Annotated in this window: 18 protein-coding genes; 11 read left to right on the top strand and 7 right to left on the bottom strand. The window is 70.8% G+C overall.

Annotation, left to right across the window (positions count from 1 at the left end):
• Positions 1-24: 24 nt before the first annotated feature.
• Both AB0A95_RS02345 and AB0A95_RS02340 read left to right on the top strand, forming a co-directional pair.
• Positions 25-576 (top strand): GNAT family N-acetyltransferase, encoded by a 552-nt coding sequence (locus AB0A95_RS02345; protein WP_357553776.1) that lies wholly within the window; start codon positions 25-27, stop codon positions 574-576.
• Between the two features lie 373 nt (positions 577-949).
• Positions 950-4654, top strand: coding sequence for a CARDB domain-containing protein (locus AB0A95_RS02340; RefSeq protein ID WP_357553775.1), 3705 nt, complete (start codon positions 950-952; stop codon positions 4652-4654).
• Here AB0A95_RS02340 and AB0A95_RS02335 read toward each other — a convergent pair.
• The gene (locus AB0A95_RS02335) at positions 4644-4961 is read right to left on the bottom strand and encodes a hypothetical protein (protein WP_357553774.1); all 318 of its coding nucleotides are present in this window, start codon (positions 4959-4961) and stop codon (positions 4644-4646) included. The genes AB0A95_RS02340 and AB0A95_RS02335 overlap by 11 nt on opposite strands.
• A gap of 40 nt (positions 4962-5001) precedes the next feature.
• The gene (locus AB0A95_RS02330; RefSeq protein WP_357553773.1) at positions 5002-5256 is read right to left on the bottom strand and encodes a hypothetical protein; all 255 of its coding nucleotides are present in this window, start codon (positions 5254-5256) and stop codon (positions 5002-5004) included.
• A gap of 135 nt (positions 5257-5391) precedes the next feature.
• On the opposite strand from AB0A95_RS02330, the gene AB0A95_RS02325 reads away from it, so the two are divergent.
• From AB0A95_RS02325 to ispG, 6 genes are all read left to right on the top strand, one after another.
• Positions 5392-6273 carry a helix-turn-helix transcriptional regulator gene (locus AB0A95_RS02325; RefSeq protein WP_357553772.1) on the top strand — a complete coding sequence of 294 codons (882 nt, stop codon included), beginning with the start codon at positions 5392-5394 and terminating at the stop codon, positions 6271-6273.
• The gene (locus tag AB0A95_RS02320; protein ID WP_357553771.1) at positions 6263-6460 is read left to right on the top strand and encodes a DUF397 domain-containing protein; all 198 of its coding nucleotides are present in this window, start codon (positions 6263-6265) and stop codon (positions 6458-6460) included. Before AB0A95_RS02325 ends, AB0A95_RS02320 begins: the two co-directional genes overlap by 11 nt.
• Positions 6461-6696: 236 nt before the next feature.
• Positions 6697-7329 carry a Uma2 family endonuclease gene (locus AB0A95_RS02315; protein WP_357553770.1) on the top strand — a complete coding sequence of 211 codons (633 nt, stop codon included), beginning with the start codon at positions 6697-6699 and terminating at the stop codon, positions 7327-7329.
• 43 nt (positions 7330-7372) lie between these two features.
• Entirely contained in the window at positions 7373-8584 is a 1212-nt protein-coding gene (dxr, locus tag AB0A95_RS02310; RefSeq protein ID WP_357553769.1) for a 1-deoxy-D-xylulose-5-phosphate reductoisomerase, read from the top strand.
• Positions 8584-9834, top strand: coding sequence for a site-2 protease family protein (locus AB0A95_RS02305; RefSeq protein ID WP_357553768.1), 1251 nt, complete (start codon positions 8584-8586; stop codon positions 9832-9834). Before dxr ends, AB0A95_RS02305 begins: the two co-directional genes overlap by 1 nt.
• Positions 9835-9843: 9 nt before the next feature.
• On the top strand, positions 9844-11016 hold the full coding sequence (ispG, locus tag AB0A95_RS02300) for a flavodoxin-dependent (E)-4-hydroxy-3-methylbut-2-enyl-diphosphate synthase (RefSeq protein ID WP_357073235.1): 1173 nt from the start codon (positions 9844-9846) through the stop codon (positions 11014-11016).
• A gap of 136 nt (positions 11017-11152) precedes the next feature.
• Here the strand turns inward: ispG and AB0A95_RS02295 are convergent, their stop codons facing one another.
• Entirely contained in the window at positions 11153-11734 is a 582-nt protein-coding gene (locus AB0A95_RS02295) for a PadR family transcriptional regulator (RefSeq protein WP_357553767.1), read from the bottom strand.
• Positions 11735-11980: 246 nt separating this feature from the next.
• On the opposite strand from AB0A95_RS02295, the gene AB0A95_RS02290 reads away from it, so the two are divergent.
• From AB0A95_RS02290 to AB0A95_RS02280, 3 genes are all read left to right on the top strand, one after another.
• A complete protein-coding gene (locus AB0A95_RS02290) occupies positions 11981-12820 on the top strand; it encodes a GNAT family N-acetyltransferase (RefSeq protein WP_357553766.1) in 840 nt (279 codons plus the stop codon).
• A 488-nt stretch (positions 12821-13308) separates the two neighbouring features.
• Positions 13309-14508 (top strand): IS110 family transposase, encoded by a 1200-nt coding sequence (locus AB0A95_RS02285; protein WP_357553910.1) that lies wholly within the window; start codon positions 13309-13311, stop codon positions 14506-14508.
• A 347-nt stretch (positions 14509-14855) separates the two neighbouring features.
• Positions 14856-18437 carry an ABC transporter ATP-binding protein gene (locus tag AB0A95_RS02280; protein ID WP_357553765.1) on the top strand — a complete coding sequence of 1194 codons (3582 nt, stop codon included), beginning with the start codon at positions 14856-14858 and terminating at the stop codon, positions 18435-18437.
• Between the two features lie 76 nt (positions 18438-18513).
• Here AB0A95_RS02280 and AB0A95_RS02275 read toward each other — a convergent pair whose 3' ends face one another.
• The 4 genes from AB0A95_RS02275 to AB0A95_RS02260 form a co-directional block, all read right to left on the bottom strand.
• Positions 18514-19578: an NADH:flavin oxidoreductase/NADH oxidase gene (locus tag AB0A95_RS02275; protein ID WP_357553764.1), complete on the bottom strand. Its 1065-nt coding sequence runs from the start codon at positions 19576-19578 to the stop codon at positions 18514-18516.
• Between the two features lie 70 nt (positions 19579-19648).
• Entirely contained in the window at positions 19649-20941 is a 1293-nt protein-coding gene (locus AB0A95_RS02270) for a dicarboxylate/amino acid:cation symporter (RefSeq protein WP_357553909.1), read from the bottom strand.
• A gap of 196 nt (positions 20942-21137) precedes the next feature.
• On the bottom strand, positions 21138-21812 hold the full coding sequence (locus AB0A95_RS02265) for a DUF998 domain-containing protein (protein WP_357553763.1): 675 nt from the start codon (positions 21810-21812) through the stop codon (positions 21138-21140).
• Positions 21805-22770, bottom strand: coding sequence for a glutathione S-transferase C-terminal domain-containing protein (locus AB0A95_RS02260; RefSeq protein ID WP_357553762.1), 966 nt, complete (start codon positions 22768-22770; stop codon positions 21805-21807). The genes AB0A95_RS02265 and AB0A95_RS02260 overlap by 8 nt, the downstream gene beginning before the upstream one ends.
• Positions 22771-22870 lie beyond the last annotated feature (100 nt).

The following is a 22870-nucleotide window of genomic DNA, read 5'->3' as shown; positions in this document are numbered from 1 at the left end:
CGTCACTCCTTAAGATCGCCAGCCATGACTGTTCTCACCACCGAACGCCTGATCCTGCGCGATTGGACCGACGATCCGGCCGATCTGGCCCGGATCTACGACATCTACTCTCGTCCGGATATCACCCGCTGGCTGGCCGTGTCGCCAGGTCTGCCGATGACCGATCCGGCCCAGGCCGTCGAGCGGTTGCGGATCTGGCGCGACCGGCACGCCGACGACGGCGGCCGGTACGGCACCTGGGCGATCGAGGTACGCGAGACCGGCCAGGTGGCGGGCACGGCGTTGCTCAAGCCGCTGCCGGGAACGCCCGAGACGCAGCTCACCACGGACATCGAGACGGGCTGGCACCTGCACCCGGATTCGTGGGGTCACGGCTACGCGACCGAGGCGGCCCGCGCGCTCACGGCGCGGGAGCTCGCCACCGGTACCCCGGAGATCTACGCGCTCGTGTCACCGGGCAACGATCCGTCGATGGCGGTCTGCCGGCGACTCGGCATGACGCACGTGGGTCGGCGCACCGACTGGTACGGCGGCGAGGAACTGGAGACCTTCGTCCTGGCGGCACCGACGGTCTGAACACCAGGGCACGCCAGTGCCCGCGCGTCGAGAGGCCGGCGCGTCGAGAAGTCTGATGCCGGTGAGTCATCTTGATGACTCACCGGCATCACTCATGTGCCGAGGACCGCGCCGCCCACGGTGGCCGCGACAGCCCGCGGGGCGCGCACGGCCATCAATACTCACGCCGGTCGAAGTGTTGACGCTCCCATAGCACGTCAGTAATCTTTGGCCAAAGTGACGCAAGATTTCGACAAACGCATGCAGGGTTTTTTGCATGCTCTCGGAAGATTCAACGGGTCTCCTGGAGGGCTCGTTGATGGTCGTCCCCACCGCCGCGCCCCCACCCGTGGTCGAGCCGCCGCGGCAACCGTCCCCGACGACAAGGACAGTGATGAGACGAACGAATCTGTTCAGGATGGTGGCGGCGACGGCCGCGGCCACGCTGATGGCCACGGCGGGGGCGACAGCCCTCGCGAACCCGGCGAGCGCCGGTGCCTCGAACACCACCCGTTTCGCCGCCGCGGCAGCCCCGTCGAGCGGCGGCTTCGCCGCGGCGGCAACCAACCTCGCGCAGGGCCGTCCCACCCAGGAGAGCGGCCACGCCGACGTCTACGACTCGTCGAAGGTCGTCGACGGCAACGCGGGCAGCTACTGGGAGAGCGTCAACAACGCGTTCCCGCAGTGGGTGCAGGTCGACCTCGGCTCGTCGCAGAACGTCAACCAGGTAGTGCTGAAGCTGCCGACCTCCGGTTGGGGCACCCGAACGCAGACGCTGAGCGTACGGGGCAGCACCAACGGCTCGTCCTTCACCGATCTGGTCGGGTCGCAGACCTACACCTTCAACCCGGCGAGCGGTAACACCGTCACGATCAACGTCAGCTCGACCTCCACCCGGTACGTCCGGATCACCATCACCGCCAACAGCGGCTGGCCGGCCGGGCAGCTCTCCGAGCTGGAGGTGTACGGCAGTGGCGGCACCACCCCGGACGCCACCGCGCCGAGCACCCCGGGGACGCTGTCGCAGAGCACGTCGGGCAGCACGATCACGCTCACCTGGGGCGCCTCCACCGACTCCGGTGGCAGCGGGCTGGCCGGCTACAACGTCTACCGGGGCGGCAACCTGATCGCGACGCTGGGCACCGTCCTCACCTACCAGGACAGTCAGCCGGCGACGGCGACAGTGTCGTACTACGTCCGCGCCCGCGACGGTGCCGGCAACCTGTCCGGCACCAGCAACACCGTCACCCGGACCGGCAGCAACCCGCCCGCCTGCACCAACGTGGCGCAGGGCAAGAGCATGACGGCGAGCGGCTCCACCTTCAGCTTCACCCCGGACAAGGCGAACGACGGGCAGCTCGGCACCTACTGGGAGGGCGCGGCGAGCTACCCGCAGAACCTGACAGTGGCGCTGGGTGCCAACCACTCCATCTCCGGTGTCACGGTGCGGCTCAACCCGGACTCGTCGTGGGGTACCCGTACCCAGACCATCCAGGTCCTCGGCCGCGACCAGGCGTCGCCCTCGTACACCAGCCTGGTCGCCGCGGCGGCCTACCAGTTCGTCCAGGGCAGCAACGTGGTGACCATCCCGGTCAGCGCGACCACCGCGGACGTGCAGTTGCGGTTCACCGGCAACACCGGTGCCCCGTCCGGCCAGGTGGCCGAGCTTGAGGTGTGCGGCACGCCGGCGCCCAACCCGGACCTGGTGGTCAGCTCGGTGACCTGGTCGCCGACGTCGCCCAGCGAGGTCAGCGCGGTCACCCTCTCCGCCGTGGTGCAGAACGTGGGCTCGTCCGCCGCCGGTGCCACCACTGTGAACTTCAGCCTGGCCGGCGCGGTCGTCGGCAGCGCCACTGTGGGCGCGCTCGGCGCGGGCGCGTCGACCACCGTGTCGTTCAACGCGGGGACCCGGCCGATGGGCAGCTACGCCGTCGCGGCGGTGGTCGACCCGGCCAACACGATCGTCGAGCAGAACAACGGCAACAACAGCTTCACGGCGGCGTCGCCGCTGGTGGTGGCGCAGGCTCCCGGGCCCGACCTCCAGGTGCTCAGCATCGCCTCGAACCCGCCGAACCCGGCAGTCGGGGCGTCCGTCACCTTCACCGTGGCGGTCCGCAACCGGGGCACCACCGCGACCGGCGCGACGACGGTCACCCGGCTGGTGGCGGGCAGCACCACGCTCAACACCACCACCGCCTCGATCGCGGCCGGCGCGACGGTCACCGTTGCCGTCTCCGGCAGTTGGACCGCCACCAGTGGCGGCGCCACCATCACCGCCACCGCCGACGCCACGAACGTGGTCACCGAGACCAACGAGACGAACAACGCGTTCAGCCAGTCGATAGTTGTCGGGCGCGGGGCGGCCGTCCCGTACGTCTCCTACGAGGCGGAGGCCGGCCGCTACCAGGGCACGCTGCTGGAGCCGGACGCGCTGCGCACCTTCGGGCACACCAACTTCGCCAGCGAGTCGTCCGGCCGCAAGTCGGTGCGGTTGAACAGCACCGGTCAGTTCGTGGAGTTCACCTCCGCCAACCAGGCCAACTCCATAGTGGTGCGCAACTCCATTCCGGACGCGCCGGGTGGCGGGGGCATCGAGGCGACCATCAGCCTCTACGTCAACGACGTCTTTTCCCGCAAGCTGACCCTGTCGTCGAGGCACAGCTGGCTCTACGGCAACACCGACGGGCCGGAGGCGCTGACCAACACCCCGCAGGCCGACGCCCGCCGGCTCTTCGACGAGTCGAACGCGCTGCTGGCCCAGTCGTACCCGGCCGGCACCCGCTTCAAGTTGCAGCGCGACTCGGGTGACACCGCCGCGTTCTACGTCATCGACATGATCGACCTGGAGCAGGTGGCACCGGCGGCGAGCCAGCCGGCGGGCTGCACCTCGATCACCGCGTACGGTGCGGTCCCGAACGACGGGCTCGACGACACCGCCGCCATCCAGCGGGCGGTGACCGACGACCAGAACGGCGTGATCGGCTGCGTCTGGATCCCCGCCGGGCAGTGGCGGCAGGAGCAGAAGATCCTGACCGACGACCCACAGAACCGGGGTACGCACAACCAGGTCGGCATCAGCAACGTCACCATCCGGGGCGCTGGCATGTGGCACTCGCAGCTCTACACGCTCACCGAACCGCAGAACGTGGTGGGCGGCATCAACCACCCGCACGAGGGCAACTTCGGCTTCGACATCGACAAGAACACCCAGATCTCCGACATCGCCATCTTCGGCTCGGGCCGGATCCGGGGCGGAGACGGCAACGCCGAGGGCGGCGTCGGCCTGAACGGTCGCTTCGGCACCGGCACGAAGATCAGCAACGTGTGGATCGAGCACGCCAACGTGGGTGTCTGGGTGGGTCGCGACTACGACAACATCCCCGACCTGTGGGGCCCGGCCGACGGGCTGGAGTTCACCGGGATGCGGATCCGCGACACGTACGCCGACGGCATCAACTTCAGCAACGGCACGCGTAACTCACGGGTGTTCAACTCGTCGTTCCGTACCACCGGTGACGACGCGCTCGCGGTGTGGGCCAACCCGTACGTCAAGGACCGTAGCGTCGACATCGCCCACGACAACCACTTCGTCAACAACACCATCCAGTTGCCCTGGCGGGCCAACGGCATCGCCATCTACGGCGGCTACGACAACTCGATCGAGAACAACCTGATCTACGACACCGCCAACTACCCGGGCATCATGCTGGCGACCGACCACGACCCGCTGCCGTTCTCCGGCACGACGCTGATCGCCAACAACGGCCTCTACCGCACCGGCGGCGCGTTCTGGAACGAGGACCAGGAGTTCGGTGCCATCACCCTCTTCCCCGCCACCCGGGACATCGTCGGCGTCACCATTCGCGACACCGACATCGTCGACTCCACGTTCGACGGCATCCAGTTCAAGAACGGTGGCGGCAACATCCCGAACGTCGCCATCACCAACGTGCGGATCGACAAGTCGAATAATGGTGCCGGCATCCTCGCGATGAGCGGGGCGCGCGGTAACGCCAACCTGACGAACGTGACAATCACCAACTCGGCCGACGGCAACATCGTCGTCCAGCCGGGCTCACAGTTCGTCATCACTCCCTGATCAGCACGGTTTCCATGAGGCCGGGGTGTCCGCAGGCTGCGGACACCCCGACTTCCGTGCTGGGCACTGCGGCGCAGGGTCCGTCGTGGCCGTCGCGCCGCCGGCAGCGGCCGGCACCGTCGAGCGCGACGTCACAGAACACTCGGGTACGCAGAAACTGCGCGTCCTCTTCGCTCAGCGTGATCTCGCCGAAGTCGAGAACGCTGAGGTGGCCGAGCGAGTCCCGTAGCGCCACGGCCAGGGCGGTGGCCTCGTCGGGGCTGGTCAGCGTGGTCGGCAGGTGAATGATCCAGCACGGGGCGGTCATCGCGGTCGCCGGTTGTCGGGCGTCGTCGGCCCACAGCAGCTCATCGCAGCGCCACCGTTCCTCCGGCGATCAGGGTCTGCACCTGTGCGTCGGTCAGGCCGCGCCGTTCCAGGACGCGACGGCCCCAGCGGTGCAGCCGGCACGGATGTGCGGCCTCGTCTTTGCGGCAGCGTTCGCCGTCGGCCCGCTGGTCGGCGGCGTGCACGACGACCGCCCTCAGCGCGAACACGACGTCCTCTTTGGTCACGTAGGGCGGTAGCGGTAGGTCTTCGGTGCTGTCGTCAACCGGGTCCATGACCCTCCTTCGGCTGGGCTCGCTTTGGTTGGTCATCCACGATGGTCATTCCGGTGCTCGCCCAACGCAATCTTTCGCGGCAGAATGCAGACCAAGGGACAGGGTGTCTTACGCGACGACAACCAGGGAGATGACGTGGACGACTCCGGCAGCACGGTCCCACGGAGGCAACTTGGCAGATACCTGAGAGAGCTTCGCGAAAACGCCTATGTGACGGTCACCGCGGCGGCCAAGGAATTGGAATGGTCGGCCCCGCGAATCTGGCGCTACGAAACCGGTCAGGTTCCCATGCACCCGAACGACGTCGAGGCCATGTGCCGGGTCTACGGCGCGTCTCCCGAGACGATCGAGCGGATGCGGGCGCTGGCGCGCGAGACCAAGGCGCACGGCTGGTGGCACAGCTACGGCGAAGCGATCAAGGACTGGTTCAAGCTGTACGTCGGCCTGGAAGCCGCCGCCACCCGCATCCGTCATTACGAAGCGAACCTCGTCCCGGGGCTGTTGCAGACGGTGGAGTACATGACCGAGGTCATCGCCACCGACCACCCGCAGCTCGGCGAGGCGGAGCGCAAGGCTCGGGTGGACATCCGGCTGCGTCGGCAGAGGTTGCTGGCGCGGGCGGTGCCCCGAGCCCCGCATCTCGACGTGATCCTGAACGAATCGGTGCTGCGCCGCCCGCTGCGCGACCGATCAGCGATGATCCGGCAGCTTGACGCCCTGGTGGTGACGAGCGAGCGGCACAACATCAGCCTGAGGGTGCTGCCGCTGGCCGCTGGGCTGTTCCGTTGGGCATCGGCTGGCACCTTCACCATGCTCGACTTCCCGTCCGAGGTGCGGGCGCCGGAACCGACCACCATCTACATGGACGGTCCCTGCGGCGCGGTCTACCTTGACAAGGCTCACGAAATCGAGGTTTACGAGAATGTGTGGCGCTCACTAGGGGAGCGAGCGCTGCCCCCGACCGAGTCCCGCGAGTTGATCGCGGCGATAGCGAAGGAGATGACCGATGGTGCGTGACGGAGTCTGGCGCACGTCGTCCCGGTCCGGTGGCGACGGCAACTGCGTCGAGGTGGCGGGGTTCGCCGAGTCGGTCGGCGTACGCGACAGCAAGGACCGACAGGGGCCAACGCTGACCTTCACCCCCTCGGTCTGGACCGCCTTCATCGCGTCAACCCGCGCACGGCAGTCGAACAACCGCCGCTGAGCGGCTAGCGCCACCTCGTTCGCCGAGATCTTGGAAGAATTCGGCCCCCGGAGGGGCGATTTCCCTCCAAGATCTGTCGCAGGTCCGGGTCGTGCCACCCCGGCCCAGCGATCAGGACCAGTGCGGCTGACCGTGAGCCAGGTGGGTGTCGGACTGGGGTGTGCGATGACGCACAACTGGGGCGGCGGTGGCTAGGCTGACCTGAGGAGAATGTCCCGCTGAGGGGGTGAGCCCGGATGGCCCAGGCCGCGTTCGCGCCGGAGCCGGCGCCGCAGCACACCGAGCCGTCGTTCGACGTGCTGCGGTGGCACGACGAGCCGTGGACCGCACAGCTCGCCCTCGACCTGTTGCCGGAGACCAACGGCCCCAAGGTTGAGGTCCTGAGCGGAAGCGTGATCGTGACACCACATGCGGGAATCGATCATCAATCGGTCGAGCGGGAGCTGCCATACGTGCTGCACCGTGCTGCGCGGAAGGCCGGATTCTGGGTCTATCCAGAGATCAACGTCATCTCCGGGGATGACCTCTTCATCCCGGACATCGCTGTGCTGCGCAAATCCGGTGGTGGCCGCACGACGGTCCCCATCGCCGAGGCGGTGCTGCTGGGTGAGATCGTGTCTCCCGGAAATCGGCGTAAGGACGTGATCGACAGACCCAGGGAGTACGCCGCCGCCGGGGTGCCGTTCTTCCTCCGGGTGGACCTGCGCAACCGGGTGCCGACCATGGCGCTGTTGGAGCTGGTTGACGGGGAGTACCGACCGTTGGCCGCCGCTGCGGCAGGGAGCACCTTCGCGATGCGGGAGCCGTTCGAATTCTCCATCGACCCTGCCGAGTTGCTGGACGAGGAGGAGTCGGGCGGGGAGGGCTGAGGCTCCCAGCGGGCGTTCAGTGACGGTGGGGGAGAATGGCCGCGTGACTTCCCCCCGCGACCTCGTCCTGCTCGGGTCCACCGGTTCGATCGGTACGCAGGCCATCGACATCGTCCGGCGCAATCCGGACCGGTTCCGGGTGGTCGCCGTGGGCGCGGGTGGCGGCAACGTCGAGTTGCTCGCCACGCAGGCCCTGGAGTTGGGTGTCGAGGCGGTCGGGGTGGCCAAGGCGTCCGCCGCGCAGGATCTCCAGCTCGCGTTCTACGCCGAGGCGAGCCGGCGCGGCTGGGCCACCGGCGACTTCAAGCTTCCCAAGATCGTGGCCGGGCCGGACGCCATGACCGAACTGGCCCAGTGGCAGTGCGACATCGTGCTCAACGGGGTGGTCGGCTCGCTGGGCCTCGCTCCTACGCTGGCCGCGCTGCGTGGTGGTCGTACCCTCGCGTTGGCCAACAAGGAGTCGCTGGTGGCTGGCGGCCCCCTGGTCAAGGGCGCGGTGACGCGGCCGGGGCAGATCGTGCCGGTCGACTCGGAGCACTCGGCGCTGGCCCAGTGCCTGCGGTCCGGGTCGCGCGGCGAGGTGCGCCGGTTGGTCGTCACGGCCAGCGGCGGCCCGTTCCGGGGTCGGCGGCGCGACGAGTTGACGCAGGTCACACCGGAGCAGGCGCTCGCGCACCCGACGTGGAACATGGGGCCGGTCGTCACGATCAACTCGGCGACCATGGTCAACAAGGCGCTTGAGGTGATCGAGGCGCACGAGTTGTTCGACGTGCCGTACGCCGACATCACGGTGATGGTGCACCCGCAGTCGGTGATCCACTCGATGGTCGAGTTCGTCGACGGGTCGACGATCGCCCAGGCCAGCCCACCGGACATGCGGCTGCCCATCGCGCTCGGCATCGGCTGGCCGGACCGGGTGCCGGCGGCGGCCACGGCTGTCGACTGGACGGCGGCGCACACCTGGGAGTTCGCGCCGCTCGACGACGAGGCGTTCCCGGCCGTCGCGCTGGCCAAGGCCGCGGGGGAGGCCGGGCGCTGCCGCCCGGCGATCTACAACGCGGCGAACGAGGAGTGCGTGGCGGCGTTCGTGGCGGGCCGACTGCCGTTCCTCGGCATCGTCGACACCCTCGAACGCGTGTTGGAGGAGGCCCCGGACTTCGACGAACCAGGTACCGTCGAGGACGTGCTCGCGGCCGAGTCGTGGGCACGCGCGCACGCGCAGGAGATCATCGCGGGTTCGGTGGAAGGAGCTTGATGTCGTACCTGCTCGGGGTGGTCCTCTTCGCCCTGGCCATCCTCATCTCGGTGAGTCTGCACGAGGCGGGGCACATGGTGACCGCCAAGGCGTTCGGGATGAAGGTCACGAGGTTCTTCGTCGGCTTCGGCCCCACCGTCTGGTCGTTCCGGCGGGGGGAGACCGAGTACGGCCTCAAGGGCATCCCCCTCGGCGGCTTCTGCAAGATCGTCGGGATGACCCCAGATGACGACGACGTCGAGCCGGGCGACGAGTCGCGGGTGATGTGGCGCTACCCGGTGTGGAAGCGGACGATCGTGATGGCCGCCGGGTCGATCACGCACTTCGCGCTCGCCCTGATCACCATCTGGATCCTCGCCGTCTCCGCCGGCCTGCCCAACCCGGACTTCCCGACCACCGACGCGCAGGCCCGTCAGGAGCCCGCCGTCATCCGGCTGAGCGAGTGCGTGGTGCCGGAGAACTCGCTGCGGGCGTGCACCCCCGCCGACGCGGCAAGCCCGGCCGCCCAGGCGCAACTGCGCGACGGTGACCGGATCACCTCGGTCAACGGCAGGCCGATCAACTCCTACGGAGACCTGCTCACCACCCTGCGGACGCTCAAGCCGGGGGAGACCGCGCAGATCCAGTACGTCCGCGACGGGCAGCCGGGCACCGCCAGCACTGTGCTCGCGCAGACCCAGCGTCCGCCGCTGGACGACCCGAACGGCGCCGCCGCGCCGGTGGCCGCGCTCGGCGTCGGGCTCGTCCCCAGCACGCCCACCCGCGTGACGTACGGCCCGGTCGGCGCCTTCGGCGCCACCGCCGACTTCACCGGCCAACTGGCCGTCGGCACGGTGCAGGCGTTGCAACGCCTCCCGCAGAAGGTCCCCGCCCTGTGGACCGCCCTCAGCGGCGGCGAACGGGACGTCGACACCCCGATCAGCGTGGTCGGCGCCAGCCGGCTCGGCGGCGAGGCGGTGGAGAACAACGCCTGGCTGGTCTTCTTCATGCTCTTCGTGTCACTGAACTTCTTCATCGGCGTGTTCAACCTGCTGCCGCTGCTCCCGGTGGACGGCGGCCACATCGCCATCGCCTGGTTCGAACGCGCCCGCTCCTGGCTGTACGCGCGGATCGGCCGGACCGACCCCGGCCGGGTGGACTACCTCAAACTGATGCCCTTCACGTACGCGGTGATCCTGATCGGTGGCGCGTTCACGCTGCTGACCATCGCCGCGGACGTCGTCAACCCCATCACGCTCTTCTCAAGGTGAGTGCCTGAAGTGACAGCTATCAGTCTCGGTATGCCCGCCGTGCCGCCCCCGCCGCTCGCTCCCCGTCGGGCCAGCCGCCAGATCATGGTCGGTTCGGTGCCGGTCGGCGGTGGTGCGCCCGTGTCCGTGCAGTCGATGACCACGACCCTCACCTCCGACATCAACGCCACGCTCCAGCAGATCGCCGAGCTGACCGCGTCCGGCTGCCAGATCGTCCGGGTGGCCGTGCCGTCGCAGGACGACGTCGAGGCGCTGCCCGCGATCGCCAAGAAGTCGCAGATCCCGGTGATCGCCGACATCCACTTCCAGCCCAAGTACGTCTTCGCCGCGATCGACGCCGGCTGCGCGGCCGTCCGGGTCAACCCGGGCAACATTCGCCAGTTCGACGACAAGGTCAAGGAGATCGCCCGGGCGGCGGGGGCGGCGGGGGTGCCGATCCGGATCGGCGTCAACGCCGGCTCACTGGACAAGCGACTGCTCAGCAAGTACGGCAAGGCCACCGCCGAAGCGCTCGTCGAGTCGGCGCTGTGGGAGTGCTCGCTGTTCGAGGAGCACGGCTTCCGCGACATCAAGATCTCGGTCAAGCACAACGACCCGGTCGTGATGATCCGCGCGTACCGGCAGCTCGCCGAGCAGTGCGACTACCCGCTGCACCTGGGCGTCACCGAGGCCGGGCCGGCCTTCCAGGGCACCATCAAGTCGGCAGTCGCCTTCGGCGCGCTGCTTGCCGAGGGCATCGGCGACACCATCCGGGTGTCGCTGTCCGCCCCGCCGGTCGAGGAGATCAAGGTCGGCAACCAGATCCTGGAGTCGCTGGGCCTACGCGAGCGCGGCCTGGAGATCGTCTCCTGCCCGTCCTGCGGACGCGCCCAGGTGGACGTCTACAAGCTCGCCGAGGAGGTCACCGCCGGCCTGGAAGGGCTGCCGGTGCCGCTGCGGGTCGCCGTGATGGGCTGCGTCGTCAACGGTCCGGGCGAGGCCCGCGAGGCCGACCTCGGCGTCGCCTCCGGCAACGGCAAGGGCCAGATCTTCGTCAAGGGCAAGGTCGTCAAGACGGTGCCCGAGGCGCAGATCGTGGAGACGCTCATCGAGGAGGCGCTGCGGATCGCCGACGAGATGGGCGCCGAGCTGCCTGAGGAGCTGCGCGGGCTGATCAGCGGCCCGACGGTCACCGTGCACTGATCTTCCATCGGCAAACAGCGGCCGTTCCCCCTGCGGGGAACGGCCGCTGTGCGTTCCTGGTCCTTTCGCGCGGTGACGCGGTGGCGCTGTCGCGCGGTGACGCGTTGGCGTCTTCGTGCTGGTGGGCGACCGGGCGTCACTCCGATTCGGCGAGGATCGCGTACAGCTTGCGCCGCGTCTCGTCGAGCACCTGGGCGGCCCGCTCACGCTGGTCGTCGGTGCCGTTCATCATCACCTGGCGCAGGGCGTTCATCGCCTGCGCGCCGGAGTCGCGGATGTCGTGCCAACTGGTCACTGTGCCCTCGGCGACGTCCGCCCACGCCGGGGCCTGCGCGGCCTCGGTGGCCTCGGCCTGACCGGCGTCGGTGACAGTGAACCGCTTCCGCCCGCCGCCGGACTCCTCGGTGCTGGCGACGATCACACCCTCGTCCTCCAGAAGCTGAAGGGTGGGGTAGATCGACCCCGGGCTCGGCCGCCACGCGCCACCGGTGCGGGAGTCGATCTCCTGGATCATCTCGTAGCCGTGCATCGGACGCTCGGTGAGCAGGGCCAACACGGCGGCTCGGACGTTGGGGCGTCGTCCGCGGCCCCGGCCACGGCCCCGACCGCCCCAGGGGCCGCCGTGTCCGTGCCCGTGCGGACCGGGCGGGACCGGCGGGAAGCCGAATCCGCGCATCCGGCCCTCGTGCATCGGGTGGTGCTGTCGATGGAACCTCATCGGGTTCTCCTTCTCTTCGTACTGTCGCTGATGCATCAACGATATATCGGCAATGCGTCGGCGACAAGTCATCAGGACGGCCCTCGCGCTCGGCTGGGCGTACCGGGATCGTTTGTGCCTGCCGACCTGTTTCTCCCGGTTGTCCGATGGGTTGGGCGGGCCCGGACGGGCCCGCGTCAGCCGGGCCTACGCTGGCCTTGTCACTCGGCCGGCGCGGGCGGGGGTCGATCTGGCAGGCTGGTAGTCGTGCTGACGGTGCCGGTACGCCAACTGGGGGAATCGGAGCGCCGCGCGGTCGAGCGACTACTCGATCATGACCCGTTCGCGGGCGCGCAGGTCGCTGAACGGATCGCCGCGCGCGGCCTGTCCTGGTGGAGGGCCGAGGGTCGGATCCTGGGGTACGGCGCGCGGCGCAACCTGGAGTCGCTGTGCTGGCTCGGCGGCAACCTCACGCCGGTGCTGGCGACCGACGCCGCGGTGGCCGCCTTCGCCGACCTGCTCGCCGGCGAGGAGCGGCTCTGCTCCTCCATCGTCGGCCGGGCCGATGCCGTGCTCGGGCTGTGGGACCGGCTCTCCGACATCTGGGGGCCAGCACGAGACGTTCGCCCCAACCAGCCACTGCTGGCCACCGACACCCTGCCACCCGTGCCGGCCGATCCGGAGGTGCGTCGGGTCCGCCCCGGCGAGGTCGATCTGCTCTTCCCGGCCGCGGTGGCCATGTACACCGAGGAGGTCGGCGTCTCCCCGCTGGCCGAGGACGCCGGGCGCAGCTACCGCCGGCGGGTCAACGACCTGGTCCGCTCCGGTCGGGCGTACGCCCGCTTCGTCGACGGCACTGTCGTGTTCAAGGCCGAGTTGGCAGTCGTCACCAAACGGACGGCACAGGTCCAGGGCGTCTGGGTGGCACCGGAGTGGCGGGGCCGGGGGATCGCGACGGGCGCTATGGCCGCCGTGGTCCGCGACGCGCTGCTGCGGGTCGCCCCCACGGTCAGCCTGTACGTCAACGACTTCAACCTGCCGGCCCGCCGGGTCTACGAGCGCTGCGGCTTCCAGCCGATCGGCACCCTGGCCACGATCCTCTTCTGACGGGTTGACTGCGGGTCGGTCCGTGGGCGGTGGGCGGTGAAGGGTGGCCGGCGACAGCAGAAGGCCGCTGGCCGGCGCCCCGTTGCGGGTGCCGGCCCAGCGGTCGGTGTCGTGCTGTGGTGGTGCCGTGCGGGTGGTGCGGCCGTGCGGTGGTGGTGCCGTGCGGGTGGTGCGGCCGTGCGGTGGTGGGTAACGACCCCGCCCCGGCCACGCTTCCGGCCCACGAGTGCGACCGGAGCTACCCAACCCGTTACCTTTTTGATCGTCCCCAGCCGGGGACCCTCGGTCGCCCGGCCCGGTATGACTTCCTGCCCCTGTCGTTCGGATGATCCGGGGGGTGTTGTCGCCGGGTCGGGTGGCGTCGGCGGACCGCTGATAGGGACACGGCCACCCGTGTTCGGGGTAGGTCTCTTCGTAACGTGGCTGCCGGCAGTCCGACGCCTGGACCAGCGGCCGAGGCCACGGAACGATGCGTGGAGGCGGGTGCGGTGCACGACGGATATGGCGTCTTCCTCGGCTTGGACGTCGGCAAAGAGGGTCATCACGCGGTCGGGTTGGCCCCGGACGGCAAGCGGCTGCACGACGCGCCGCTGCCGAATACCGAGGCCCGGCTGCGGCAACTGTTCGACAAACTCGCCCGTCACGGCCAGGTTCTGGTGGTGGTCGATCAGCCTGCCTCGATCGGCGCCTTGCCGGTCGCGGTAGCTCGGGCGTGTGGGCATCAGGTGGCCTACCTGCCCGGGCTGGCGATGCGGCGGATCGCTGACCTGCACCCCGGCTCGGCGAAGACCGACGCCCGCGATGCCTACGTCATCGCTGACGCGGCCCGCACTCTGCCGCACACGCTGCGGCGGGTCGACACCGGCGACGACACGTTGGCCGAGCTGGAAGTCCTCGTCGGCTTCGACGACGACCTCGCCGGCGAAGCCACCCGGGTGTCCAACCGCATCCGGGGACTGCTCACCCAGATCCATCCCGCCCTGGAACGCGTCCTCGGCCCGAAAATCGCGCACAAAGCTGTGCTGGAGTTGCTGTCGCGCTGCGGCGGCCCGATCGGTTTGCGCAAGGCCGGCCGCCGCAAACTGCTCTCGATCGCCGCCGTCCACGCGCCCCGCATGGGCGAACGGCTCGTCGAGCAGATCATGACCGCTCTCGACGAGCAAACCGTCACCGTCCCCGGCACCAGCGCGGCGGAAACGATCCTGCCCCGCCTCGCCGACAGCCTGCGCGACGTCCTGCGACAACGCGACCACGTCGCCGGCGAGGTCGAGAGGATGCTTGATGCGCACCCTCTTGCCCCGGTCCTGACCTCGATGCCCGGCATCGGCGTCAGGACCGCCGCCCGGATCCTGCTCGAAGTCGGCGACGGCACCGCCTTCGCCACCCCCGGCCACCTCGCCGCCTACGCCGGCCTCGCCCCCGTCACCCGACGATCCGGCAGCAGCATCCGCGGCGAACACCCACCGAGAGGCGGCAACAAGAACCTCAAACGCGCGCTCTTCCTCGCCGCGTTCGCCGCCCTCACCGACCCCACCAGCAGGGCCTACTACGACCGCAAACGCGCCGAAGGCAAACGCCACAACGCCGCCCTCATCTGCCTCGCCCGCCGCCGCTGCGACGTCCTATACGCCATGCTCCGCGACAAGATCCCCTACCAACCCCGACCCACCACACCAATCCCCGCTTGACGAAACCCATAGGGACACCCCCCACTACGCGACAAACGGCCCGTAGGGGTACGCGGCCTGTGGCGCCGAATCGCTCCACACTCGCATGATCGACTCGGGTTCATGGAAGTCGCGGTGTCCCGGACTCCCGGACACCGCGAGGTCATGAAACCCGAGTCGATCAAGGTGCGAGCGCGGGGCGGGTTGTCGAGATTGGTCGACGGCGGGGCGGGACGGGCCCGAGTCGGTCGGCCGCTGCTTCTGCCTGAGCTGACGGACGCCCTGCTCAGGGCCGGAAATTCGGTTGAATCTGGGCGTCGGCGCGGGCAGGCTGAATTCTCCGCCACCCCACCTCCGGAGGACTTTCCATGCGCCTGCTCCGTGACCTGTGGGGCACCTCGACCCGTCGGATGACGATCGTGACGGTCCTGATCGTGCTCGGCGCCGCCGGTCAGGCGGGCGCGTCGGCGCTGGCCGGCGCCGTGTTGGTGCACCGCTCGGCCGGCTTCTTCGCCGTGCTGGCCGCGGCTCTGGTCGCCGTGGTTCTCAGCGACCTCGCGGTGAGCCTGCTGATGGCCGGGGTGACCGCCGACTGGTCCGCCCACGTGCGCCGCCGACTCTGCCGGGTCGCTCTCGGGCAGGACCTGCCCACCCTGGAGACCACCCCGGTGGGTGAGTTGCTGGACCGGATCGACGGGGACGTGTACCAGGTGGCGTCGGCGATCCGTAACCAGGGCACCCGGCTCGCCCAGGGTCTCTGCGTCGGCCTGCTGTCGATGGTCGTCGCGTTGTTCGTGTGGTGGCCGGCCGGGGTCGCGATGCTGCTGCTCACTGTGGTGCTCGCGGCAGGTCTGCGCGGGCCGACGGCGCGGATCGCCCCGGCCCGGATGGCCGAGGAGGAGGCGTGGTCCGACCTGGCCGCGGTGATGGAGGAGGCGGTGCACGGCCAGGACGACGTCCGGACCAGCCTGGCCCGACCGTACGTGTTGCGGCTGTACGCCCGGCGGGCCGCCGCCGTGCTGTCCCGGGGCGGTCTGGTCTGGGTGTTGTCCGCCCGGGTGGCCGCGGCCGCCACCGCGACGATCCGCTGTGGCATCGGCGTGGTGGTGCTCGGCGGGGCGTGGGCGTTGGCCACCGACCGGATCGACGCCGCCCGGCTCACCGCCATCTGGCTGCTCGCCCTGGCCTTCGGGGCCACCGCCGAACACGTCAGCCGGATGGTGCCGGAGATCCAGGAGGCGCTCGGCGCGTGGGCCCGGGTGCGGTTGCTGCACAAGGCTCGGCAGGAGCCCGTCGGCGGCGCCAGCCCGACCGAGGGTGACCTGCGCATCCGGGACCTGACCTTCGAGTACCAGGTGAGCGGTTCGGAGCACGACCGGGCCGCCGCGCTGCGGGGGCTCAGCCTCACCTTCGCGCGTGGCCGGTCGTACGCGCTGATCGGGCGGACCGGTTCGGGCAAGTCCACGCTGGCGAAGGTGCTGACCAGGGCGGTCGACGTTCCGCCGGGCACTGTCTTCCTCGGCGGCACCGACCTGTGCGACCTCGACGTCGAGCAGTTGCGCCGTTGGGTGGCGTTGGTACCGCAGCGTACGGAGATCCTGGCCGGCACGCTCGCGGAGAACGTCGCGCTCTACGACCCGGAGTTGCTCGACGCCGCGGCCCGGGCACTCGACGAGCTGGGCCTGGCCGGCTGGATCGCCGAGCTGCCGGACGGGTTGGCGACCCGGCTGGGGGAGGGCGGGCACGTGCTCTCCGCCGGCCAGGAGCAGCTCGTGGCGTTCGCCCGGATCCTGGTCCGCGACCCGCACGTGGTGATCCTCGACGAGGCCACCGCCCGTCTGGATCCCGTCACCGAGGCGCGGGTGCAGCGGGCTACCGAACGACTGCTGCGCGACCGGATCGGCATCGTCATCGCCCACCGCCTCTCCTCGGTGCGTCGCTGTGACGAGGTGGTGGTGCTGGCCGACGGCGCGGTGGTCGAGGCCGGCCCGCTGGAGACGTCGACGCGCTTCGCCGAACTGCTGGCGACCAGTCACGCCGCCGCGTACGCCGCTGTGGCACCGAACGGCCGTACCGGCGGCACCGACCTGCTGGACGGCCCCGACCCGGCCGGCGCGTGGCCGGGTGGCTCGACGGCAGCCGCCGGCCCCGACCTGGCCGGCGCGTGGCCGGGCGGTCCGCCGACAGCTACCGACGCCGGCGCCTGGCCGAGTGGAGCGCCGGCCACACCGGTCGGGCTGACGCGGACCGAGCCGCCTCCGCTGCCGCCCGTGCCGCCGGCCCGGACGCTGCGGGAGATCGTCCGGCTCTGCACCAACGATCCCCGGTACGGGCTGGCCGCGATCGGGTTGTTCCTCGGGCTCAGCCTGCTGGGGCTGGACGGCCCGGTGCTGCCCTGGCTCTGGGCCGACCTGGTCGACGGGACGGGCAACCCGTACCTGCCGGCGGTCGGGATCGTGGCCGGGCTGCTTGTCACACTGCCGTTGCCGTATTACACCCACGTCTGGTTCCCGCAGTGGTGGGTGCGGCAGATGCTGCGGATCGGCCTGCGGCTGGTGCACGGCCAGACGGGGCCGCGTCGGGTCAGCTCGCACACCCCGGCCGAGGTGGTGGCGCAGGGCGGCGACACCGAGCGGGTGGTCCAACTCGCCGACAACGTGCTGGACCAGAGCGTCGCGTTGATCCTGGTGGTCGCCATGACGGCGGTCACCGGCAGCATCGTACCGGGGCTGTTCTTCCTCGGCACGATGGTCGTCTCCGGGCTGGCCGCGACGCTGTTCGGGCCGAAACTCGAACGTGCGGCCCAGGCGACGGTGACGGCGCGGGCGGCCTTCGCCACGGCGCTGGTCTCGGCGCTCTCCGCGGCGCGGACGGTGAAGCTCGCCGGCGCGACCACGGCGGTGCTGCGCCACCTGGCCGGCCTGGACGTGCTGCGCAGCGATCGACAGCGGCGGGAGATCTCGGTGCAGGTGTGGGCGCGTTCCACGCCGTCGATGGCAAGCGGGCTGCTGCCGATCGGCGCGTGGGCGCTCTACCTGGGCGGCTCGCTGTCCGCCGGAGCGGTGCTGGTGGCCGTCTCCACGCTGGGGGCGGCACGCTGGTTCGCCTGGACGACGGCGTCGCTGATCTCGCAGTTGCCCTCGGCGCGGGTCTGGACCCGACGCACGACGGCGATGACCGGGGTGAGCGCGTACTCCGCGGGGGTTCCGGCGGTCGACCTGGCCGCCGGGACGGGGCCCGCGCCGACGCCCGCGCCGCGGCATCCGCTGCGCCGGCTGGAGCTGCGTCGCTTCGGGGTGGTGCACTCCGACGGTACGGTGGCCGTCCGCGAGGTGGACCTGACGGTGCGGCGGGGGCAGTTGGTGCTTGTCGTCGGGCCGGTGGGTTCGGGCAAGTCCTCGTTGCTGCGGGCGCTGGCCGGGATCGTGCACCACACCGGCGAGCTGACCTGGAACGGCGACCCGGTCACCGAGCCGGAGCTGTTCCTGCGCCCCAACCAGGTCGGCTACGTCGGCCAGTTGCCCCGGGTGCTCTCCGGCACGGTGGCCGACAACATCGCGCTGGGCCACCAGGTGGACGCGGCCGGCGCGGTCAGCACCGCCCAGCTCGACCACGACCTGGCCGCCGCCGGCGGTGGGCTGGGTCTGCTCATCGGGCACAAGGGCACCCGGCTCTCCGGCGGGCAGTTGCAGCGGTTGGCGTTGGCTCGGGCGTTGGCACCGCGTACCGAACTGTTGGTCGCCGACGACGTCTCGTCGGCACTCGACGTCACCACGGAGTTGGCGTTGTGGCAGGCACTGCGCGAACACGGGGTGACAGTTGTCGGCTCCACCGCGAAGCGTGCCGCGCTGGTCCGCGCCGACCACGTGGTGGTGCTGCTCGGTGGCACGGTTGCCGCCCAGGGCAGCTGGCAGGACCTGGAGGGCGACTGGTCACACCTGGCGGGCTGACGCCTCGGACTGCGGCAGTGCGGGCTGACGCCTCGGACGGCTGCGGGGAACGGCAGCCGTCCGAGGCGGCGGGGGGTCAGGCGCGGGCGTACTGCGCCGGGCCGCTGTACACGACGCCGAGCTTGGCGGCGGCCCGGCGCGGCCAGTACGGGTCGCGCAGCAACTCCCGACCGAGCAGCACCAGGTCGGCCTCGCCGCCGGCCACGATCTGCTCGGCGTGCTCGGGCTCCACGATCAGGCCCACCGCGCCGGTCGGCACGCCGGCCTCGCGGCGGATCTGGGCGGCCAGCGGCACCTGGTAGCCGGGGCCGAGCGTGATGCGCTGGTCCGGGCTCACCCCGCCGGAGGAGGCGTCGACCAGGTCCACGCCGACTCCGGCCAGCTCGCCGGCGAGCACGACGCTGTCCTCGATCGTCCAGCCGCCCTCGACCCAGTCGGTGGCGGAGAGCCGGGTGAGCACCGGCACGTCCTCGCCGACCGCGGCGCGTACCGCGCGGGCCACCTCCAGGGTGAGTCGCATCCGGGCGGACCGGTCGCCGCCGTAGCCGTCGGTGCGGTGGTTGGTCAGCGGGGAGAGGAACTCGTTGAGCAGGTAGCCGTGCGCGGCGTGGATCTCCACGGCGGCGAAGCCGGCGGCGAGCGCGCGTTCGGCTCCGGCGGCGAACGCCTCGACAACGCCGGCGATGCCGGCCTCGTCGAGGGCGGTGGGCGTCCGGTAGCCGGCGGTGAACGGCTCCGCACCGGGCGCTACGGGCGTCCAGCCGCCCTCGGCGTCCGGCACGCCGCCGCGTTCCGCAGCCCACGGGCGGTAGGTGGATGCCTTGAACCCGGCGTGCGCGAGTTGCACGGCCGGCACCGCGCCGTGTGCGGCGACGAACGCGGTCACCGGCCGCCAGGCGTCGACGTGTGCGCCGGACCACAGCCCGGTGTCCTGTGGGCTGATCCGCCCCTCGGGGAGCACGGCGGTCGCCTCGGTCAGCACCAGGCCGGCGCCGCCGACCGCGCGACTGCCGAGATGGACCAGATGCCAGTCGGTGGGCAGACCATCCGGGCCGGCCGAGTACTGGCACATGGGCGCCATGGCGATTCGGTTGGGCACCGTGACGGCGCGCAGGGCCAGGGGAGTGAACAGGGAGCTCATGGGGGACATCCTCTCGAAGACGGCGACCGACCCCTCCGGGGAGGGGCCGGTCGCCGTCGGTGTGCTCTGGTCAGGCGGGAACGGGGGTCAGCTCGGGGCGGGTCTCCGCGACCGGCTCCGGGTCGATCAGGTCGCGTCGGCCGGCGGACTCGTACGCGGCCCGGTCCAGGGTGCCCTCGCGGGCGGCGACAACTGTCGGCACCAGGGCCTGCCCGGCCACGTTGGTCGCGGTGCGGATCATGTCCAGGATCGGGTCGATGGCCAGCAGCAGGCCGGCGCCCGCCAGCGGCAGCCCCAGCGTGCTGAGGGTCAGGGTGAGCATCACGATCGCGCCGGTCAGGCCGGCGGTGGCCGCCGAGCCGACCACCGACACGAACGCGATCAGCAGGTAGTCACCGATGCCGAGGTGCACGCCGAAGACCTGCGCCACGAAGATCGCGGCGAGTGCCGGGTAGATGGCGGCGCAGCCGTCCATCTTCGTGGTCGCGCCGAAGGGCACCGCGAACGAGGCGTACTCGCGGGGGACACCGAGGCGCTCGACGGAGCGCTGGGTCACCGGCATGGTGCCGACCGAGGAGCGGGACACGAAGGCCAGCTCGATCGCCGGCCAGGCGCCGGCGAAGAAGCGCAGCGGGTTGAGGCGACCGACGAGGACCAGCACCAGCGGGTAGACCACGAACAGCACGATGGCGCAGCCGACGTACATGGCGGTGGTGAACTTCGCGAGGGGGGCCAGCAGGTCCCAGCCGTACGAGGCGACGGCGTTGCCGATCAGGCCGAGAGTGCCGATCGGGGCGAGCCGGATGACCCACCAGAGCGCCTTCTGGACGATCTCCAGCAGGGAGCGGTTCAGCGCCACGAACGGTTCGGCGGCCTCGCCGACCAGCAGGGCCGCGGCACCGATGACCACGGCGAGGAAGACGATCTGAAGGACGTTGCCCTCGACGAACGCGCCGACCGGGTTGGTGGGCACGATGCCGGTGAGGAAGTCGGTCCAGGAGCCGGTCTTCTTCGGCGCCGCGGCGCCACCCAGGTCGAGGGTCACGCCCTTGCCGGGGTTGGTGAGCAGGCCGATGCCGATGCCGATGCTCACCGCGATCAGCGCGGTGATGCCGAACCACATCAGGGTCTTCAGCGCGAGCCGTGCGGCGTTTGCCACGCCGCGCAGGCTGACCACGCTGACCACGATGGCGGTGAAGACCAGCGGCGGTACGGCGAGCTTGAGTAGTTGGACGAAGAGGCTGCCGACGGTGTGCAGGGTGCTGGTCAGCCAACTCACGTCGTTGCTGCGGGCAACGAAACCGAGTGCGACGCCGAGCACGAGGCCGAGCAGGATCTGCACGGAGAAGGGAATTTTGCGCAGGCTGAAGGGCATTAGCTATCCAGTTGTCCGGTCTGATGAGGGCAGGCGGGAAGACGCGGCTAACCCGGACAGATGCCACTGGCCTGTAGTCGGAGATCGACATACAGGCGGACAGTGAGGCCCCAGACATTGCTCATCGCCAATCGAAGATACCCCGCCGATGGGGTATCGCAAGGAGCGGCCGGCGTGAGGATCCTTACAACGGGGTTGCCGGCCGGCGGTCCAGGGCCAGGGCGGTGGCGGTGGCCAGCCCCCAGGCGACCACCAGCGCGAGGACCAGCCGTTCCAGCACACCCACCACCGCACCCCGGCCGACGACGAGCATGGCCAGCCCGACAGTCGCGCACAGCGGCAGGGCCAGCGCGGCGGTCACGCCGGCCAGCCGACGCACCACCGGCCCGGCCGGCGCGGACACGGCGAGCGTGAGCATGGCGAAGACCACCGACGCGGTTGCCGCGATGCTCGCGCCGCCGTGCACCAGATCCGCGGTGGTGGCCCGCTCGAACGGCGGCAGCGGGCAGCCGGCGGAGCAGGTCACCGCTCCGGACACGGCGGCGAACACGGCCCCGGCGGCGAGCAGCGCCGGGGCCGCCGCCCACACCCCGGGGGGCAGCGCCGCGCCGAGCAGCAGCAACGCGCCGGCAAGGGCCAGGACCCCGATCCGGTACGTCGCGGCGTGTCCACTGCCGGCGATGCCCGCCTCGCTGACGTACCCGGTGAGGCCCGGACCGGGACCGGCGACCACGGCGAACGTCACCGCGACGGCACCGGCCAGCGCGCAGCCCGCCGCGGCGGAGCCGGCGACCCGACGGGCGACGTCCGAGCCGGCCCTCGGCGCGGTCGTGGTGCCGGAGCGACCCGGCTCAGCCACGCCCGTGTGGCGTGCGCCAGCCCGACTCGTCCGGCCCGAGTGGCACGATGCCGCTGGGGTTGATCTCCCGGTGCGTGCCGTAGTAGTGCCGCTTGATGTGGTCGAAGTCCACCGTCTCGCCGAAGCCCGGGGTCTGGAACAGGTCCCTGGCGTACGCCCAGAGCACCGGCATCTCGGTCAACTTGTCGCGGTTGCACTTGAAGTGCCCGTGGTACGCGGTGTCGAAGCGCACAAGCGTGGTGAACAGCCGCACGTCGGCCTCGGTGATCGCGTCGCCCAGCAGGTAGCGCTGCCCGGCCAGGCGTTCGGAGAGCGCGTCCAACCGGGCGAAGAGCGCCCGGAACGCCTCGTCGTACGCCTCCTGGGAGGTGGCGAACCCGCACCGGTAGACACCGTTGTTGACGTCGGCGTGGATCTCGGCCATCAGCGCGTCCATCTCCGGGCGCAGCGCGACCGGGTACAGGTCCGGCGCGTCGGGTGCGTGCAACGACCGCCACTCGGTGGAGAGGTCGAGGGTGAGCTGCGGGTAGTCGTTGGTGACCACCCGGCCGGTCAGGGTGTCGACGAGCGCCGGCACCGTCACCCGGCCGGTGTAGTCCGGGTCGGTGGCCAGGTACGCCTCGGAGAGGAAACCGACACCGAGGACCGGGTCGAAGCCGTCCGGGTCGAGGGCGAACGCCCAGCCCCGCTCGTCGCGGATCGGGTCCACGGTGCCCAGCGAGATCGCGTCGTCCAGCCCGAGCAGGCCGCGCACGATCCTCGCCCGGTGCGCCCACGGGCACGCCCGGCACCAGATCAGCCGGTACCGGCCGGCCTCCAGCGGCCAGCGGTCGTGCTCGTCCGGCCCGCCACCGGGCGGGGAGGTCGAGTCGGCGGTGACCCGACCGGTGAACCGGTTGGGCTGGCGGACGAACGCGCCGCCGCCGCTGGTCTCTGCGCTGAACTGGGCCCGGGCCATGCCGTCAACCTATCCGCTGCCGGCGCGGATATCCTGGCGGCCGGCAGCCCCCGCGACCCGATGGGCGTGCCCCACCCCCGCCGTCTGCACCCCTAAGGAC

It is taken from the genome of Micromonospora sp. NPDC049230 (genome assembly GCF_040647875.1).
In the GTDB taxonomy this organism is placed as follows: domain Bacteria; phylum Actinomycetota; class Actinomycetes; order Mycobacteriales; family Micromonosporaceae; genus Micromonospora.
Note: the sequence above shows the minus strand (reverse complement) of the source record. Positions and strands in the feature narration are given on the sequence as shown.